Raw genomic sequence first — 17,513 nt, forward strand, 5'->3', positions numbered from 1 at the left:
TTGTGGTTAGTCGTTGACCATAATGGTTTTGATATTAACAAATTCACGTAGCCCAAAGCCGCCGTGTTCACGGCCATAGCCACTGTCTTTTACACCACCAAATGGTAAGTTCGGTTGCGCAAGGCCATAACCATTAATATTCACCATACCGGTATCAAAATGATGCTTTGCAAGCTCAATAGCTGCTTGTTCGTCTTTTGAGAAAATACCGCCACCAAGACCATAGCGAGAGTCATTAGCAATTTGCATTGCCTCATCATTATCTTTTGCCCTGATAAGCGATGCTACAGGTCCAAATAATTCATCATCATAGGCGGGCATGCCCGGTTTAATGTTTTCAAGTAGAGTCGGGGTGTAATAAAAGCCTGTGTGCTCAGCAACTTTACCGCCAGTAACAATGCTCGCACCTGCATTGACTGAATCAGTCACTTGCTGATGAAGTTTATCGCGCAAATCTTTACGGGCCATTGGACCGAGCGTGGTTTTTTCATCATTCGGGTCACCAAGAACAACTTGTTCAAATTGATCTTTAATTAAGGCTTTAAAATCATCGTATAAAGCATCAACCACAATAAAGCGTTTTGCGGCAACACAGGTTTGCCCGTTATTGATCAAACGCCCTTGTGTACATGCGGTAATCGCCGTATTTAAGTCAGCATCATCAAGTACAACATAGGCATCGTTACTGCCAAGCTCAAGTACCGTTTTCTTAACCTGTTTACCTGCAAGCTCAGCAACTTTTTTGCCTGTTTCGTCGCTACCAGTAAACGTCACACCTCGAATAGCTGAGTGCTCAATCAGTTTGCTTGCGGTTTTTCCGTCAATCAGTAAGTTTTTAAAGCAATAGTCATCAAAGCCTGCTTGAGTAAATAACTGCTCAATTTTTTCAGCCATGCCAAATACATTACCAGCATGTTTTAGCACTGTAGTATTGCCCGCCATGATATTCGCGCAAGCGTAGCGAATGACTTGATAAAGCGGGAAGTTCCAAGGTTGGATACCTAAAACGACACCGATTGGTTGGTAGCTAATAATTGCACGGCCGTCTTGCATATCACGGCTTTCATCAGCAAGCACTTTTGGCCCTTGTTCTGCGGTATAGCGACAAATTGCAGCGCATAATTCAACTTCTTGTAGACCTTGTTGATATAACTTGCCCATTTCATCGGTCATCAATTGCGCTAATTCTTGTTGATTAGACTCAATCACTTGTGCAAGTTGACTGAGTAACTTAGCGCGCTGTTCATGGGATGTTGTGCGCCACTTTAAAAAAGCTTGATGACATTGGTCAACTTCACTCTGTGCTTGTTGCAATGATAATAAATTATACGTATTTAAGGTTTGCTCATTGGCTGGATTGATTGTAGTAACAGTATCAGTCATCATTATCTCCTTACAAAATTGTAGGAAAAGGTTTGCAAGGCTAATACCTAATTTTCGATATCCTAGCTATCTGATTTAATTGCCTTTTATTTTAACTTAATATTAGCTAGGCACTCTTTTTCTGTAAAAACTGCAACAGGCTGCAAAACTTACAAGGAATACGTAATGATAAATTCTGTGTTAAATACCGAGCTTGCGATTATTCAAGCGCCAATGGCGGGTGTGCAAAACGCCAAACTGACAGTGGCTGTGTGTGAAGCTGGGGGGCTTGGTTCGTTACCTTGCGCTATGCTCTCGGCTGAGCAGCTTGCCTCAGAGCTTGATTACATTAGTCAGCATACTGATAAGCCGTACAACCTTAATTTCTTTTGCCATCAAACACCTGACTATACACTGGCTCAGCAAACAGCTTGGCATAATGTGCTTGAGCCTTATTTTGATGAGTTTGCTGTCGATGCCTCACAATTTACCCGTAACGCTTCACGCCAGCCAATTAATCAACAAGTGATCGATCTTATCGCGCCTTATAAGCCCGCTGTTGTGAGTTTTCACTTCGGTCTGCCCAGTAAAGAGATTGTTTCTCAGATTAAAGCGTGGGGTGGGGCTGTTCTTTCATCAGCCACAACGCTTGACGAAGCGCGCTGGTTACAAGCAAATGGTGCCGATGCGGTTATTGCACAAGGGATTGAAGCTGGTGGTCACCGAGGTCATTTTTTATCGATGGATTTATCGCTGCAACCAACCACAGCGCAATTAGTGCGAGAATGTGTAGAGCTTGAAATACCGGTTATTGCACAGACTGTGTGAAAACTCTGATCACCTTTTGGTCTAAGTATGTTCTGCTTATGATCTATTAATCTATACATTTAGTTCACTTAATATACTGATATTTATATAATTAGACTATTGATTCAGTTGAGGGTTGAGGCAGTATGTCAAAGTTTATAAGCGGTGAAAGTCGTGACCAATCAACGTTATTTCCAGAATCGTTGGAAGACTACGTCAGTGAAGATAATACGGTCAGAGTGATTGATGTTTTCATTGAGGAACTAAATCTAGCTGAATTGGAGTTTAAAGGGTTAACTTTAAAGTCCACAGGCCGCCCTAAGTATCATCCAGCCACATTATTAAAACTGTATCTTTATGGTTACCTCAACCGTATTCAATCATCCCGCCGATTAGAAACCGAATGCCAACGCAATATTGAACTGATGTGGCTACTTGGTAAGTTGGCACCCGACTTTAAAACGATTGCTGATTTTAGAAAAGACAACGGAGATGGTATAAAAAATGTGTGCAAAACGTTTGTTGAAGTCTGCCGTCGTCTGAATATGTTTGAGAAACCAGTTGTTGCCATCGATGGTAGTAAGTTTAAAGCTAGCAACAACAAAGGCAATAATTTTACGCCAAGCAAAGTTAAATTCCACATCGACCGAGTCGAAAAGAATATTGAACGTTACCTTGAATTACTTGATGAAGCCGATAAAGAGCAAGCTAACGTCACAAAAATTAAAGCCACAAAAGATAGGCTAGCTGACTTTCGCAGCCAGTTAAAAAAACTACACGAGATTAAAGAACAAGTTGAAGCTCATCCTGACAAGCAAATATCCACTACTGATCCTGATTCACGTTTAATGAAAACTCAAGGTTTTACAAGAGTTGTGAGTTATAACGTGCAAAGTGCGGTTGATACCAAGCACCACCTTATAGTGGCGCATGAGGTGACCAACGTGCCAGATAGAGGCCAGCTTGCGTCAATGACAAAACTCGCACAAAAAGCATTGCGCAAGGAAGATATAAGGGTATTAGCAGATAAAGGTTACTTCAGTCAGCCCGATATAAAAGATACTATCGATTTGGGTGCAGAGCCAATCATGCCCAAGACGGATACATCGTCCTCTGAAAAGAAAGGGATATTTAACCGCTCACTCTTCAAATACGATGCAAATAAAGATATTTACTTATGCCCCGCTGGTAATGAACTTCAAAATCGAATGCAGGTATTTGAGCAAGGTAAATACCTTGATGTTTACTTCAATCACATTGCTTGTCGAGATTGTAAAATAAGAAGTCAGTGCACTAACTCTAAAAAAGACCCTAGGCGAATAAGGCGGTGGGTGCATGAGATTCTGACAGAAGAAATGCTTCAAAAGCTAAAGAATGAACCTGAATTGATGCTTCATCGCAAGCAAACTGTTGAGCACCCCTTTGGCACAATTAAACTCTGGATGGGAGCTACCCACTTACTAACACGAGGTTTAAAAAGCGTGGGGACAGAAATAAGTCTTCATGTCCTAGCTTACAACTTCAGAAGAATGATAACAATTATGGGAGTTAACGGCCTAAGTAAAGCAATTAGAGTAGCGTTGCCATAGCAGTTTCGCTCGCGCGGAGAAAATTGCGATACTGAGAAAAAATCGATCGCAACCATCTTAAATGGTTTCAAACTAAGAACATACCCAAGACAATTTATTAAAAATTAGTTTTCACACAGTCTGTGCAGCAGGTGGAATTTGCTCAGCTGAAGATGTAGCTCAGTACCAAGCATTAGGTGTATCTGCTGTGCAGGTGGGGAGCGCTTTTTTACTTTGCGAAGAAGCGACAACAAGTGCTTTACATCGTGAAGTATTAAAAACGGCTAAGCCAGACTCAACAGAATTGACAACCTTATTCTCTGGTCGCCCAGCACGAGGAATACGCAACAGAGTGATGCAAGAGTTAGGGGCGATGCCAGAGCAAGCGCCGCCCTTTCCATATGCATCGATTGCGATGACGGCATTACGTGCAAAAGCAGAGACTAAAGGCGACAGTGGTTTTTCTCCGCTTTGGTGTGGTGAGCGCTTTGTGGTTCGAGAAGGGGTTAACGCCCAGCAAATTACTGAATTACTAATGCAAGGTTGGCAGTCTTGACTGATACCCAGTTACTTCCACTAGGTGATAGTTATCATCAGCTAGCCGGTGAATTTCGTAACAAACTTGCAGGGCAATGCGCTATAAAGCGGTACGCTAAAGGTGATGTTTTATTGCAGCAAGGCGACGAACAAGATGCAGGTTACTTAATTATATCTGGGGTGCTTGGGGCATTTCATGCATCCTCGCAGGGTACGCAAAAGTGTAAAGAGTTTTACTTTCAAGATGAATTTGCACTGCTTTATGGTAACTGGTTAATTAAAACCCCAGCGCTTTATCAGCTAAAAGTAATACGTGATGCTGAGCTTATTAAGGTGCCTTTGGCTTTACTTGATAGTGCCGACTGGCAAGCAATTAAACATCAGTTAATTAGTCAGCAATTATTGTTTAAAGAAGCAAAAGAAGCGTTTTTATTACTCAATACCCCCGAGCAGCGTTACCAATATTTACTAGAACAAAAGCCGCATTGGCTTGAACAACTGAGTTTAAACGAGGTTGCTATGTATTTAGGGATCTCTGCGATTTCTTTATCGCGAATTAGACGGCGTCTTAACTTAAGTTAAGGCGCAGCAAAATAGTGAACATTACACTGCTGATTTTTCAGGAGTCGTTATGTTTATTTTATCTCAGTGCTTAGTTGCCATTGCCACATTACTCGATTTGGCTTCATTTCAGTTTAAACAAAGGCAGGCAATTTTAGCTTGTTTGTTTAGCTCGGTTCTACTGACATCTGTGCACTTTATGCTGCTCGATAACTTCAGTGCAGCAAGCTTAATGCTGATTGCAGCACTACGTTATGGCTATTGTATTTTTGCCCGCAAAACCTGGGTGATGATAGCTTTTATGCTTTTGAGTATTAGCGCAGTACTATTTACTTGGCAAAGCTGGGTTAGCTTTATCGCGCTGTCGGCAACGTTACTGCAAACTTATGCTTCATTCCAAGGCAAAGATTTTACCTTACGCATACTGATGATTGTTGGCACGATTGGTTGGATAGCCCATAACACTTTGGTTTTTTCACCACTAGCAGTGGTAATGGAAACGGTATTTTTAATAAGTAATTTAGTGGGCTTATGGCGTTTTTATGCTCACCCTAAGCCCGCTTAAATTTGATTTAAGACTTACCTAGCATGCGACTAAGCATGCCATCTTTGTCAACAAACTGGTGTTTAAGTGCTGCGGCAATGTGTAAGGCTAAAATCACCACGATAATAAGCATTGAACTGTGATGCACAAAGCTGCCTGCATCAGCAAGCCAAGGTGTTTTCTCTGGTGCGCTCAATAGCTCAAACTCAAAGAAGCTAATTGCACGACCACCCGCATAGCTCATGATAAAACCAGATAACGGCATAGCTAGAGTTGCAAGTAATAATAAGCCATGAGTGAGGTGAGCAATCGCTGTTTGCCATTTAGGCATTGCAGATGTCGCGGGTAATGCACCTTCTTTAATACGCCAAATAAGCCTTGCAATGGCAAAAACTAATACCACTAAGCCCATTGATTTATGCCAACCCATATAAGTAAATTTAGCGGGTGGCTCGGCAAAATCAGCAACATAAATGCCCATCGCGAATACGCCGATAAACAAAATGGCAACGGTCCAATGTAAAAGGATGGTTGGCTTTGAAAGGGGGGCTACTTTACTCATGGTTTACTCTCATAATTGGTTTTAACTATAAATATAGACTGCCACAATATCTGATGGTTGCGTAAAGTAATGTAAAATAACTTAAAGAATGTCAGCAATGAGCTTTAATAAAAAGGTCTCGCGCTGAATCGATAGTCCCTGTTTTTCACTCATTGCCATGGTGGTTTCGTTGTGTGCGATGGCATCAAAAATATTCACCCACTTAGGGTGCATGCCATTTTGCACTTCGTAATGCTCCATTTTAGGGTCTGCAAATTCATCGCTAATTTCACAGAAGTAGCAATAGGACTTGATATGAACACAATCAAAGTCGTCTTTATACCAAGGCCTGATTTCTTCGTATAATCCTAATGGCTGCTTTATTTGAATTTGTAGTGCACCCGTTTCTTCATGTAACTCTCGCAGGAGCCCTTGCTCAATGCTTTCGCCTTCATCAACGCCACCACCAGGTAGGCTGTAGTCATCATAACGGGCGGTGTATAAAAGTAGTATTTGTTCACCTTTTAAAACAATGGCGCGGGCAGTGTGACGAATGAACACCGTTCCATAGTCATTACTTAAACTTGGGTGAATTACTTTTCTTAATAACTTCATAGGATTACAACTTTAAATTAATGCAAGTACAGCTTAGCTTAATATTGAACGTGCCATAATAACCTTTTTTTCGCATTTAATTCATTATGCTTACCCCAAATTGAAACTAATAAGGTAATATAACTGGAATTAAGAACTATTTAGGTATCTAACGTTTAGTTTTATTTTCGAAAAAACTTTGCGTAGAATGGTAGAAAAAGCTTAGGAAATTAATATGTTGAACGTACTTTTAGTTGATGATGACAGTGAATTTAGCGATGTAGTTTGTCATATAGTTGAGTTCCTAGGACACAATATAAATACCGCAGCGAATCTTGCTGAAGCTGAGCAATGGTTTGAAAACAACACGTTTGATCATGTCTTTTTAGATTTTATGTTGCCAGATGGCAGCGGCCTTCATTTACTAGAGCACTTAAAAGCTATCGGTCAATCGCCTCGTGTTACGTTAATTTCAGGTCACCCTTCAGTAAAAGGTAAGTTGGCTGAAATGTGTGAGCCAAATGTCGGCCACCTAGTTAAGCCACTGCAACGTGAAGATATTGAGCGTGTACTTAACCCTAAAAAAGCAGCCCCTAAGAAAAAAGCAACGCCAGCGATTAAACGCCACTTCGGCACTCTAATAGGTGAATCTGAGGTGATGCAAAAGCTTTACACTATGATTGAACGAGTCGCGGCCACTTCTGCCAATGTAATGTTGATGGGTGAAAGTGGTGCTGGTAAAGAAGTGGTTGCTCAGGCAATTCACAACGCCACTGAGTGTGATGGCCCTTTAGTGGCAACTAACTGTGGTGCATTTTCAAAAGAGCTGATTGGTAGCGAGCTTTTTGGCCATGAAAAGGGCGCATTTACAGGCGCGATTGCGCGTAAAGAGGGGGTGTTTGAGCAAGCTGCTGGTGGTACTTTATTTTTAGATGAAGTAACTGAAATGCCAATTGATATGCAGCCAAATTTACTGCGCGTGCTTGAAAGCAAAAAAGTAACTCGAGTGGGGGGTACCAAAGAGCAAGCAGTTAATTGCCGTGTTATTTCTGCAACAAACCGCACCTTGACCGACCTTGCGCAAAACAATGTTATCCGTGAAGACATTTACTTTCGTTTAGCGGTATTCCCCATTGATATTCCACCGCTTCGTGAGCGCAAAGAAGATATTCCACTGCTTGCCAATGCCTTTTTAGAGCAGCTTAATGAAGAAAACGGCACCGACTTTAAATGGCAAGCGGTGCAAATCAAAGAGCTTGAAGCCCATGATTGGCCAGGTAACGTGCGTGAGCTTCGCCACGCTATTCACCGCGCCTTTATTATGAGTGACCCTAAAGGCACAGCTGTTACTTTACCTGAATCGCTAGAGTCGCCATTTTCTAAAGTGAATAAAGAGAGCCAAGCAAACCAAGTTGTTGCAGGGCAAACCATTGAAGAAGTTGAAAAAGAATTGATCCACGCTACTTTAGATAAAGTACAAGGTAACAAGACAATTGCAGCACAAATGCTGGGGATCAGTACGAAAACACTTTATAACCGTTTAAATGCTTATGGAGGCATTGGCGAATACAAATAAAAGGATAGCTATGAATAATAACGAGTCTTTACGAAAAATGGTGCACGATGCCCGTGCGCCGCTGAACCGTATCTCAATGAATGCAGAGTTAGTTAAGCTCGTATTAGAAAATGATATGCCAAAACAAAAAGCATTAGAGGCATTAAATAAAATAATAGCTAATTGTCAGCAGTGTAGTGAGCACTTACAAGAAATAAGTGACACTCACGCTGCAGATTAAGCACTCATAGATTAGGAAGCAAATGCAAAAACAAAAAGGAAAGATAGCGGTCAATTGGTCAGGCTTTATAGCTGTGGTGCTCTGTATCGTGGTGGCTAATGCGTTTTTAGCTCTTAATAGCATTCGCTCACTCACCGAAACACAAAGTAGTCTTGATAACACCAATTCGCTCAACACCGCGATTGAGCGTTTGCACTTATCTGTGGTGCAAGCTGAGTCAGGTCAGCGTGGTTATTTACTTAGTGACCGAGAAGATTATTTACTCCCTTACAATGATGCAATCGCTTCAATGCAGGCGCAGATCATGCTTGTGAAAAGTTTGCACTCAGAAATTGAAGGGCAAGCAGACCGCATTGCTCGTTTAATACATTTGGTAAACGACAAAGTGGCGGTAATGACCAAAACAACTGATCTGGCACTTGCGAATAAAGATGTTAAGGCTCGCCGCTTGTTACTAACAGACCAAGGTCGCGATCTATATAAAGATATTCGTACAGCAGTTGATGAAATACAAATGCGAGAGCTTAACTTTAAGATAGAGCAGTTTGCAAAGCTCTCGCAAATCAAAAACGAAGCGAAGATTACATTTGCTATTACGGCTGTGACCAGTACCTTATTGATTATAGGTATGTTTGTATTAACACGTATCAACTTACGCAACCAAGCTAAATACAGAGCTGAGCTTGAAAATCAAAACGAGAATCTAGCGGCAAAAGTTGCAGAACGTACGCAAGAGCTAACTATCTATTCTGATGAGCTAAGCCGCTCAAACAGAGAGCTTGAAGACTTTGCTTTTGTTGCAAGTCATGATTTACAAGAGCCACTGCGTAAGATCCAAGCCTTCAGTGACCGCCTTGAAAAGATGTTCAAAGATGAACTAGGTGAAAAAGGCATCGACTATATTAGCCGGATGAAAAATGCGGCTCAGCGTATGTCTAATTTAATCAATGACCTGCTTGAGTTCTCACGCGTAACCACCCGTGGTAAAGATTTTACTGATACTGATTTAAATGAAGTTGTTGCAGAAGTTCTTGATGATCTTGAAATTGCGATAAAAGAATCTGAAACTACGGTTAATCTTGATACTTTACCGCATATTCAAGCCGATCCAAGCCAAATGCTGCAATTGTTCTTAAATATTCTTTCAAATGCGGTGAAGTTTAGACGTGAGAATGTTGCGCCTGTGATTGATATTATATACCAGCGAACGTCAGAATTTAGCGAAGCTCACAATAGTGATGTGGAGTGGGAAGTTATTACCATTTCAGATAACGGCATCGGCTTTTCTGAAGAGTATCTTGAAAAAATATTTGTTCCGTTTCAGCGACTGCATGGTCGTTCTCAATATAAAGGTACAGGCATAGGTTTATCGGTTTGTCGTCGTATTGTTGAGCGTCATGGCGGAGAAATAACCGCAAGCAGTCGCGTTGGTGAGGGTGCAAGCTTCACCCTTAAACTACCCGTGGAAGCATCGCTTTTCACATTACAAGGAGAGGCGTAATGCCACTTAATAAAGTTAAACCAATTACCATTTTAATGGCTGATGACGACGAAGATGATCGTTTATTAACCCAAGATGCATTGGCCGAAAGCCGTGTATTGAACGAGCTGTTTTTTGTTGAAGACGGTGTAGAGTTGCTTGAATACCTTGAGCGTAAAGGCAAATTTAGTGAAAAAGAAAACTCGCCTCGTCCGGGCTTGATTTTACTCGATTTAAATATGCCGCGTATGGATGGCCGAGAAGCATTACAAGCCATCAAAGCCAACCCTAACTTAAAGGGTATTCCAGTAGTGATTTTAACCACATCAAAACAAGAAGAAGATATGGTTAAAGGCTACGACTTGGGCGCTGCATCATACATCACTAAACCGGTTACTTTTGAAGGTTTAGTTGAGTTAATGCAAACACTAGGGAAATACTGGGTAGAGTTTGTAGAGCTACCACCCTCGCAGAACGACTAAGTCCAATTCGCATAAATACTTAATTAAGCTAATTGGAATAAGGAATAAGAATGTTAGACAAGGTAACCCGATTACTCTTAGTAGAAGACGACGAAGACGATTATATTCTTACTTGCGACTACCTAGACCAATTAGGTTCCCATACATTCGATGTTGAGTGGTTAAGTTGCCCTGAAGAGGCCATTAGTGAGCTTAGCGAAAACAAACATGATATTTGTTTGTTAGATTATCGCTTAGGCGCATCAGATGGCCTCGAAGTACTAAAACGGGCTGTGGCAAATGGCTTTCGCGGCCCGATTATCATGCTTACCGGGCAATCAGATGAAGCTCTCGATTCTGCAGCGCTCGATGCCGGTGCGGTTGATTATCTGGTTAAAAGCGAGATGAACTCTAGCCGCTTTGCCCGTGCTATACGCTACGCTTTAGCTCGCCGAGATGTTGAAGATGAGCGTGTTGAACGCTTAAAAGCAGAAGCTGAAAACCGATCTAAAGACCGCTTTTTGGCCCATTTGAGTCATGAGTTACGTACACCTCTGTCTTCTATCTTGGGTTACACTGAGTTACTCATGCAAAGTGATAAAAATCAGCATGCTCAAAATGAGTTGGGTGTGATCTACCGAAATGGTAAACACTTACTGAGTTTACTAAATGATGTGCTCGACCTATCAAAGATTGCTGCCGATAAACTGGAGCTCAATTGCAGTGATGTTAACTTAGATAGCCTAATGGCTGACGTCTATACCTTAATGCGCGTTTCTGCGCTTGATAAAGGCTTAACTCTTAAGTTTGAGTCGCAGCAAGCTCTGCCTTTAGTTATAAACACAGACGCTACACGGTTACGCCAAATCCTCATTAACATCATCAACAACGCAATCAAGTTTACCAACCAAGGCGAGATCACAGTGCGAGCTTGGACTGCTTGGGTTAATGAACGAGAAATGCTGTTTTTTAGTATTAAAGACACAGGCCTTGGTATTCCAGCTGAAAAACAAGCACTGATTTTTAAACCATTTGAACAAATTGCCGATGTAGAATCACGAGATGTCGGTGGAGCAGGATTGGGCCTTGCTATTTGTTCAGAGTTACTTAGTCGTATGCAAGGTTCTATTGAACTTGAATCAACGCAAGGGGTGGGCTCTGAATTTACTCTTTCGATTTACCCTGGCAATATTCGAGATATTGAACGCCAAGTGCTGCGCTTTGATTCAAACCCCGATTGCCAGCAAAAACTAGCAACGTTAAAAACCACTGGGCGAGTATTAGTGGTTGACGACCTAAAAGATTTACGTAATCTCGTTGGCCATATGATCACCAGCACCGGCGCAGAAGTAGAGTATGCAGAACACGGTAAACAAGCAATTGAAAAAGTAGCTAATGCAGAGCAAGCGGGTAAGCCTTTTGATATTGTATTTATTGATTTGCATATGCCGGTTATGGGCGGCAAAGAGGCCACTATAGAGCTTCGTAAAATGGGTTATCAAGGACCAATCATCGCGCTTACAGCTGCCACCATGAAAGGGGTGAAAACTGAGTTAAGCGCGCTTGGTTTTAACGATATGATTGCAAAACCGGTTGATTCTGGGTTGCTTTACCAAGTGCTCAATCATTACATTTGCGAAGGCAATACAGAACCAGTAGTTGAGCAAGACGACAGTCCTGAAGTGACATTACAGAGTACACGCTATTTATTGGTTGAGGACGACAGTGATGCGGCGCAAATCACTCAGTTATTGCTTGAAAGCTTAGGTGTTGAAACTGTTATAGCGCCAAGTTGTGCTGCATGTCTTGCGACCCTGAGTGACGATCAAAACTTTGCTAAAGTGTTACTCGATATGCATTTGCCGGATGGTGAAGGGCTTGATTTAGCCCATGAGATAAAGCAGCGCCACCCTGACTTAAATCTAGTCATTGTTAGTGGCGCAGAGCCAGAGCCAGAAAAAATTGAACAACTTGAGATTGAACAAGTGTTATTAAAGCCGATTAACCTTGGCTTGTTATCTGAGCTGATTGGCGGCTAATTGAATGTCTAACTATCAGCTCTGGTTCAAATAGCGTTTGTAGTGGTGGGGTTTGTTTTTGATAAACATGATTTAACACCCAATCTGCTGCCATGCGACCCATCTCATCTATTGGGTAATTAACGGTGCTCAATTGTGGGTAAACGTGACGGGTGAAAAATACGTTATCGTAACCCATAATCGACAATTGCTTAGGTAAAGTTAACCCTAAATCCCGCGCGCTAGCCATGGCGCCTACAGCCATTTCATCATTGGCACAGATGAGCGCTGTGAATGGATGCGTTTGTTGATGAAGTGCTTTTAAACCTTCGTAACCACTCGCTTCCATGAAGTCACCTTGGAATAATAGGTTTTCATCAAGTTCAAGATCAAACTCAGCAAGGGCCTGTTTATGTCCTTCTAGACGGTCTTTGGCATCTTGTTTCCAAAGCGGCCCGCTGATGTAGGCAATATTTTTATGACCTTGCTCTAACACATGCTTCGCCGCTAAATAGCCACCTTTAATGTTGTTAAGCAAAATACAGCGGTCACTGAGTTCGCTGATATAGCGGTTGATCAAAACAAACGGCGTCCGACCTTTACTGAGTTTTATAAGGTAGTCGTCGCTGACCGCTTCAACATGCAAAATAAGGCCATCGCAGTTACGGCTAATTAAAAATTCAATCCCTTGTTTTTCGCGTTCTTCATCACTGTGACCCGCAGCAATAATCAGATGTTTGCCTTGGTTACGAAAGGTATTTTCAATGCCGCTCATCATAGGCCCGTAAAACGGACCCTGTAATTCAGAGACCAGTAGGCCAACACTGTTCGAGCAATTTGATGCCAATGACTGAGCAATTGAGTTAGGTCGATAGCCAAGTTCATCCATTGCGGCAGTGACTTTTTTACGTGTTGCATCACTGACATTTGCATTGTTGTTCATTACTCGTGAAACGGTTGCAAGAGAAACACCTGCAAGTTTCGACACCTCGTAAATGGTGGCCATGTTATTCCTTTTTAAACAAAATTATGGATGCTGCTTTGACGATAAATCGGCACTGATCTGCTCAACCGTTTGGTTATCCAGAATATACCTTTTCATTATGAAAGCGACAAGCATACTACCTATTGCTGGGTAAAGGGTAAACGAAATTAAGATACCTGAAAGCGTGTGTTCACTGAGTTCGGTATTAGCTTCATAGCCATAAAATGCCAGTAACCAACCTGCAATGGCACCGCCAAGGGCAAGACCAAGCTTAATAAAAAAGACCACGCTTGCGTAGACTAGGCCTGTTAGCCTTTCACCGGTTTTCCATTGCCCGTAATCTATGGTGTCGGCCATTTTTGCCCACAGTAGCGGGGTTGCCATTTGCGTGAAGAAACACCATAAAAAATACACCGCAAAGGCAAGTATCAGCTGTTCGCCCGGCAACCAAAATGCCACGCAACTAATAGCTGCAGAGATATATTGTAAACGAATATAGGCGGTTTTCTTATCAACACGTTTGCTGAGTGGGTTTGCACAGGCACAGCCCAAAATATTACCTATCATGCCGATGGTAACAAAGTAGGTGACTAGCTCGGCTTCACCAAGTACATATTTTACATAGTAAATGGCAAGGGTAGTGCGCAGTACCATACTGGTTAACAGCATAAATGCAGCAAAGCACAACACTTTAAATGGGCCATTTTGCCATAGCGTGTTCATGCGGGTTTTCCAGCTCAACGATGAGCTGTTATGCGCCGCTACGCGCTCTTTGGTAAAGCGAAAACAAATTAAGAATAAGATCACACCTAAGCCGCTCATCAGGGCCATCGTGAGTTGGTAGCCCGTAGCGTTATCACCTTTGCCAAGCCAGTTTACCAAAGGTAAAGTACAGGCACTGACAATTAAGCCGCCCAGCATACCAAACACAAATCGATAAGATTGAATGGATACTCGCTCTTTCGGGTCGCCACTTAATACCCCACCTAACGCTGAGTAAGGAATATTAATCGCGGTGTAAACTAGCATCAGCAAAGTGTAAGTGACAAAGGCGTAAATGACTTTGCCTGACTCTGGTAGGTCTGGTGTGGTGAAGGTGATCATGCTGATCACCCCAAATGGTATAGCAAGCCAAAGCAAATAGGGGCGATAGCTTCCCCACTTAGTGCGGGTTGAATCAGTTAAAGCTCCCATTAATGGGTCGGTAATTGCATCAACGATTCTCACCACCAAAAACAAGGTGCCAACAATCGCGGGTGAAATACCAAAAATATCAGTATAGAAAAAAGTTAAAAATAACATCACCGTTTGAAAGATGATATTACTTGCTGTATCGCCTAATCCGTAGGCTATTTTTTCTCTTTTTGTCAGCATGTGTGTTCTCGATTGTAGTTATTTTTATCGCTGTTTGAGCAGCGCGCGATATTGTTTTGCGCTTTCTTTTAAAATGCGTTGTTGGCTTTGATAGTCAATATAAACTAACCCAAAGCGCTTTTCGTAGCCATACGCCCATTCAAAGTTGTCCATGAAGCTCCACGCAAAGTAGCCTTGAATATCGACGCCTTGGCGAATTGCATCACATACCGCATTTAAGTGAGTGTGATAATAATCTACTCGTTCTATATCGTTCACTTCACCATTTTCTAACGTATCGGCCATGGCTGCGCCATTTTCGGTAATATACATTTTTGGTAAATCATATTGCTGATGAAGTGATACCAAAAGCTCAGTTAAACCTTGTGGGTAAACTTCCCAGCCCATATCGGTGACGCGAACATCCGTAAGGTTTGCTTCTTCAAACCAGCCATCAGCGGTATTTTTGTAGTGTATGCGGGTATAATAGTTAACGCCAATAAAGTCGACAGCTTGACTAATAATCGCCATATCGCCAGCAATTATAATTGGTTTAACTTCATCTGCTAAATCATCCAGTAACGATGGGTAAGCACCTTCTAAAACCGCTTTGATATACCATTGATTATGGTATTGATCAGCAAGCTCAGCGGCTTTTTTATCATCGGCGGTTAAAGGATAAGTTGGACTGAAGTTTAATACGATACCCGCTTCTGTGTCAGGGCAGTTTTTACGTAATACTTGCATAGCAAGGCCGTGGGCAAGTAATAAGTGGTGCGCTGCTTGTCGGCCAGCTTGTTGTGATTTTATGCCAGGTGCATGTACACCCACCTCATAACCTAAATAAGCACTACAAAATGGTTCGTTCAAGGTGGCGAATGAATCAACCAAATGGCCTAAATGTTGAGTAACAAGCTCGGTATATTCTTTGAATTTATAGGCCGTATCGCGGTTTAACCAACCGCCATTATCTTCAAGGTATTGAGGTAAATCCCAGTGATATAAGGTGACGTAGGTCTTAATATTACGTGCTTTTAACGCCGATAATAGCTGAGCGTAAAATGCCATACCTTGCTCGTTAACCGAGCCATCTTGCTGCATGACTCTCGGCCACGAAATAGATAAGCGGTAAGCATCGACAGCCAAATCTGCAATCATCTCGATATCTTGTTGCCAGCGTGCAACATGATCACAAGCTACATCGCCATGGCTGTTATCTGCAATGGTGCCAGGCTTTTCGCAAAATGTATCCCAGATGCAATCGAGGCGCTTATCGCGTGCCCCTTCAATCTGGAATGAGGCTGTTGCCACACCGAACGTGAACTCGGGCTTGAGTAAAGATGAATCTGGTAACAGTGAAATTGATTTATACACAGTTGATACTCGTCCTTCGGGTTAAGTGTAAGGCTTGGCTAATTAGAGCTTAGGCTCAACTGTAAGCGCTTACAATTTTTCTGCAAATAAATTGCTAAATATGATTTATATGTTATAAATGTAAGCGCTTACATTTAATGTTGCAACATATTTCGCTATTTGTTGTTAGTGATTAAGTACCAAACGTTGCTGTAACAAACTGATAAATATAATTAACTAGAGAAGAAAAATTATGGCTCATGTTTCAACCCCTGTGTCGGCTGCTGCAAGCCAAGCAGATATGCCTAAGCAGCACTTTGCGCTGGCATCATTGACCACATTATTTTTTATGTGGGGATTCATCACCTGTCTGAATGACATTTTAATCCCTTATTTAAAAGGTATGTTTTCACTTAACTATACGCAGGCTATGCTCATTCAATTTTGCTTCTTTGGTGCGTATTTTGTGATGTCGATCCCCGCTGGTAAGTTGGTCAGTCGTATTGGCTACCAATTTGGTATTGTGGTTGGCTTAGTGGTTGCAGCCATTGGTTGCGCGCTGTTTTACCCAGCTGCTGTTGCTCATGTGTATGAGTTATTTTTACTGGCTTTGTTTGTACTTGCCTCGGGTATCACGATTTTGCAAGTATCTGCTAACCCTTATGTAAGTGTTCTTGGTCCACAAAAAACAGCGTCTTCGCGTTTGACTATGACGCAGGCTTTTAATTCTTTAGGAACAACAGTCGCGCCAATTTTTGGTGGTTGGTTAATTCTATCTGAAATTAGCCAAGCTACAGCAGAGGAAGTGAAACTCCCTTATTTAATGTTGTCGTTAACCTTACTTGTGCTTGCCGTTATCTTTGCGTTTTTAAAATTGCCAAAATTAGGTAAAGAAAGTGATAGCGAAGCCGCACACCAAGATTTAGAAGACTTTGTTGATTTAGGCAGTGTTTGGCGCTATCGCCACCTAATTCTAGGTGCTGTTGGTATTTTTGTGTATGTAGGCGCAGAGGTGGCAATTGGTAGCTTTTTAGTCGGCTTTTTGACCCTAGATAACATTGCGGGTTTACCAGAAAACGAAGCCGCTCATTATATTAGTTACTATTTTGCAGGAGCCATGGTTGGTCGTTTTATTGGCGCAGTGGTAATGCAAAAATTTAATGCAGGTAAGGTGTTAGCATGTCATGGCTTATTGGCTGTTTTACTGGTTGTGATTGCTATGACTGGAGAGGGCAGCCTGGCTATGTGGGCAATTCTGCTTGTGGGTTTATGTAACTCGATTATGTTCCCAACTATTTTCAGCCTTGCTTTACACGGCCTTGGTAAGTACACATCAAAAGGTTCTGGTATTTTATGTTTAGCGATTGTAGGTGGCGCAATTATTCCATTACTACAAGGTGTGTTAGCCGATTCTATTGGCGTACAAATGGCGTTATTCTTACCTATCGCCTGTTATTTATATATTACTTACTTTGCGCTGGTTGGCTCAAAAGTATCGACTCAGACTCAGCAATCTTCATAGGTGTAAAAATGAAATTGAAAAAAACATTCAC

17 protein-coding genes are annotated in these 17,513 nt (G+C 41.9%); 11 read left to right on the forward strand and 6 right to left on the reverse strand.

What is annotated here, in order from left to right; genetic code table 11:
- Positions 1-6: 6 nt before the first annotated feature.
- Entirely contained in the window at positions 7-1,383 is a 1,377-nt protein-coding gene (locus J8Z28_RS03955; protein WP_055197707.1) for an NAD-dependent succinate-semialdehyde dehydrogenase, read from the reverse strand.
- Between the two features lie 165 nt (positions 1,384-1,548).
- Between J8Z28_RS03955 and J8Z28_RS03960 the strand changes: the two genes are divergently transcribed.
- The 5 genes from J8Z28_RS03960 to J8Z28_RS03980 all read left to right on the forward strand — a co-directional run bounded on the left by J8Z28_RS03960 (position 1,549) and on the right by J8Z28_RS03980 (position 5,400).
- Positions 1,549-2,190, forward strand: a complete 642-nt coding sequence (locus J8Z28_RS03960) for an NAD(P)H-dependent flavin oxidoreductase (protein WP_350338385.1) — start codon at positions 1,549-1,551, stop codon at positions 2,188-2,190.
- 125 nt (positions 2,191-2,315) lie between these two features.
- Positions 2,316-3,758 (forward strand): IS1182 family transposase, encoded by a 1,443-nt coding sequence (locus J8Z28_RS03965; RefSeq protein ID WP_004589456.1) that lies wholly within the window; start codon positions 2,316-2,318, stop codon positions 3,756-3,758.
- A gap of 103 nt (positions 3,759-3,861) precedes the next feature.
- On the forward strand, positions 3,862-4,293 hold the full coding sequence (locus J8Z28_RS03970) for an NAD(P)H-dependent flavin oxidoreductase (protein ID WP_284693436.1): 432 nt from the start codon (positions 3,862-3,864) through the stop codon (positions 4,291-4,293).
- Entirely contained in the window at positions 4,290-4,856 is a 567-nt protein-coding gene (locus tag J8Z28_RS03975; RefSeq protein ID WP_054562700.1) for a Crp/Fnr family transcriptional regulator, read from the forward strand. The genes J8Z28_RS03970 and J8Z28_RS03975 overlap by 4 nt, the downstream gene beginning before the upstream one ends.
- Before the next feature lie 49 nt (positions 4,857-4,905).
- Positions 4,906-5,400: a YgjV family protein gene (locus tag J8Z28_RS03980; RefSeq protein WP_054562699.1), complete on the forward strand. Its 495-nt coding sequence runs from the start codon at positions 4,906-4,908 to the stop codon at positions 5,398-5,400.
- Positions 5,401-5,407: 7 nt separating this feature from the next.
- Here J8Z28_RS03980 and J8Z28_RS03985 read toward each other — a convergent pair whose 3' ends face one another.
- Both J8Z28_RS03985 and J8Z28_RS03990 read right to left on the reverse strand, forming a co-directional pair.
- Positions 5,408-5,941 carry a cytochrome b gene (locus J8Z28_RS03985; RefSeq protein WP_250659943.1) on the reverse strand — a complete coding sequence of 178 codons (534 nt, stop codon included), beginning with the start codon at positions 5,939-5,941 and terminating at the stop codon, positions 5,408-5,410.
- An 81-nt stretch (positions 5,942-6,022) separates the two neighbouring features.
- Positions 6,023-6,535 (reverse strand): NUDIX hydrolase, encoded by a 513-nt coding sequence (locus J8Z28_RS03990; protein ID WP_250659944.1) that lies wholly within the window; start codon positions 6,533-6,535, stop codon positions 6,023-6,025.
- A 214-nt stretch (positions 6,536-6,749) separates the two neighbouring features.
- Between J8Z28_RS03990 and J8Z28_RS03995 the strand changes: the two genes are divergently transcribed.
- Genes J8Z28_RS03995 through J8Z28_RS04015 form a run of 5 tightly spaced genes read left to right on the forward strand, consistent with a single transcriptional unit; the run spans position 6,750 to position 12,290 of the window.
- Positions 6,750-8,090, forward strand: coding sequence for a sigma-54-dependent transcriptional regulator (locus tag J8Z28_RS03995; RefSeq protein WP_250659945.1), 1,341 nt, complete (start codon positions 6,750-6,752; stop codon positions 8,088-8,090).
- A 10-nt stretch (positions 8,091-8,100) separates the two neighbouring features.
- A complete protein-coding gene (locus J8Z28_RS04000; RefSeq protein ID WP_054562695.1) occupies positions 8,101-8,310 on the forward strand; it encodes a histidine kinase in 210 nt (69 codons plus the stop codon).
- Between the two features lie 22 nt (positions 8,311-8,332).
- A complete protein-coding gene (locus tag J8Z28_RS04005; protein WP_250659946.1) occupies positions 8,333-9,811 on the forward strand; it encodes a sensor histidine kinase in 1,479 nt (492 codons plus the stop codon).
- Entirely contained in the window at positions 9,811-10,272 is a 462-nt protein-coding gene (locus J8Z28_RS04010; RefSeq protein WP_054562693.1) for a response regulator, read from the forward strand. Before J8Z28_RS04005 ends, J8Z28_RS04010 begins: the two co-directional genes overlap by 1 nt.
- Positions 10,273-10,322: 50 nt before the next feature.
- Positions 10,323-12,290 carry a response regulator gene (locus tag J8Z28_RS04015; protein WP_250659947.1) on the forward strand — a complete coding sequence of 656 codons (1,968 nt, stop codon included), beginning with the start codon at positions 10,323-10,325 and terminating at the stop codon, positions 12,288-12,290.
- On the opposite strand, the gene J8Z28_RS04020 is transcribed toward J8Z28_RS04015, so the two are convergent.
- Genes J8Z28_RS04020 through J8Z28_RS04030 form a run of 3 tightly spaced genes read right to left on the reverse strand, consistent with a single transcriptional unit; the run spans position 12,253 to position 15,981 of the window.
- Positions 12,253-13,275: a LacI family DNA-binding transcriptional regulator gene (locus J8Z28_RS04020; RefSeq protein WP_250659948.1), complete on the reverse strand. Its 1,023-nt coding sequence runs from the start codon at positions 13,273-13,275 to the stop codon at positions 12,253-12,255. The two genes, J8Z28_RS04015 and J8Z28_RS04020, sit on opposite strands and share 38 nt — an antisense overlap.
- Before the next feature lie 21 nt (positions 13,276-13,296).
- Positions 13,297-14,628 carry a glycoside-pentoside-hexuronide (GPH):cation symporter gene (locus J8Z28_RS04025; protein ID WP_250659949.1) on the reverse strand — a complete coding sequence of 444 codons (1,332 nt, stop codon included), beginning with the start codon at positions 14,626-14,628 and terminating at the stop codon, positions 13,297-13,299.
- Between the two features lie 24 nt (positions 14,629-14,652).
- Complete coding sequence (locus J8Z28_RS04030) at positions 14,653-15,981, reverse strand: GH1 family beta-glucosidase (RefSeq protein ID WP_250659950.1); 1,329 nt, start codon at positions 15,979-15,981, stop codon at positions 14,653-14,655.
- 232 nt (positions 15,982-16,213) lie between these two features.
- Here J8Z28_RS04030 and J8Z28_RS04035 point away from each other — a divergent pair, with 232 nt between their 5' ends.
- Positions 16,214-17,482, forward strand: coding sequence for a sugar MFS transporter (locus J8Z28_RS04035; protein WP_054562688.1), 1,269 nt, complete (start codon positions 16,214-16,216; stop codon positions 17,480-17,482).
- The last annotated feature ends 31 nt before the right edge of the window (positions 17,483-17,513 follow it).

The sequence above is a fragment of the Pseudoalteromonas sp. SCSIO 43088 genome, from assembly GCF_023650795.1.
Lineage (GTDB): Bacteria > Pseudomonadota > Gammaproteobacteria > Enterobacterales > Alteromonadaceae > Pseudoalteromonas > Pseudoalteromonas shioyasakiensis.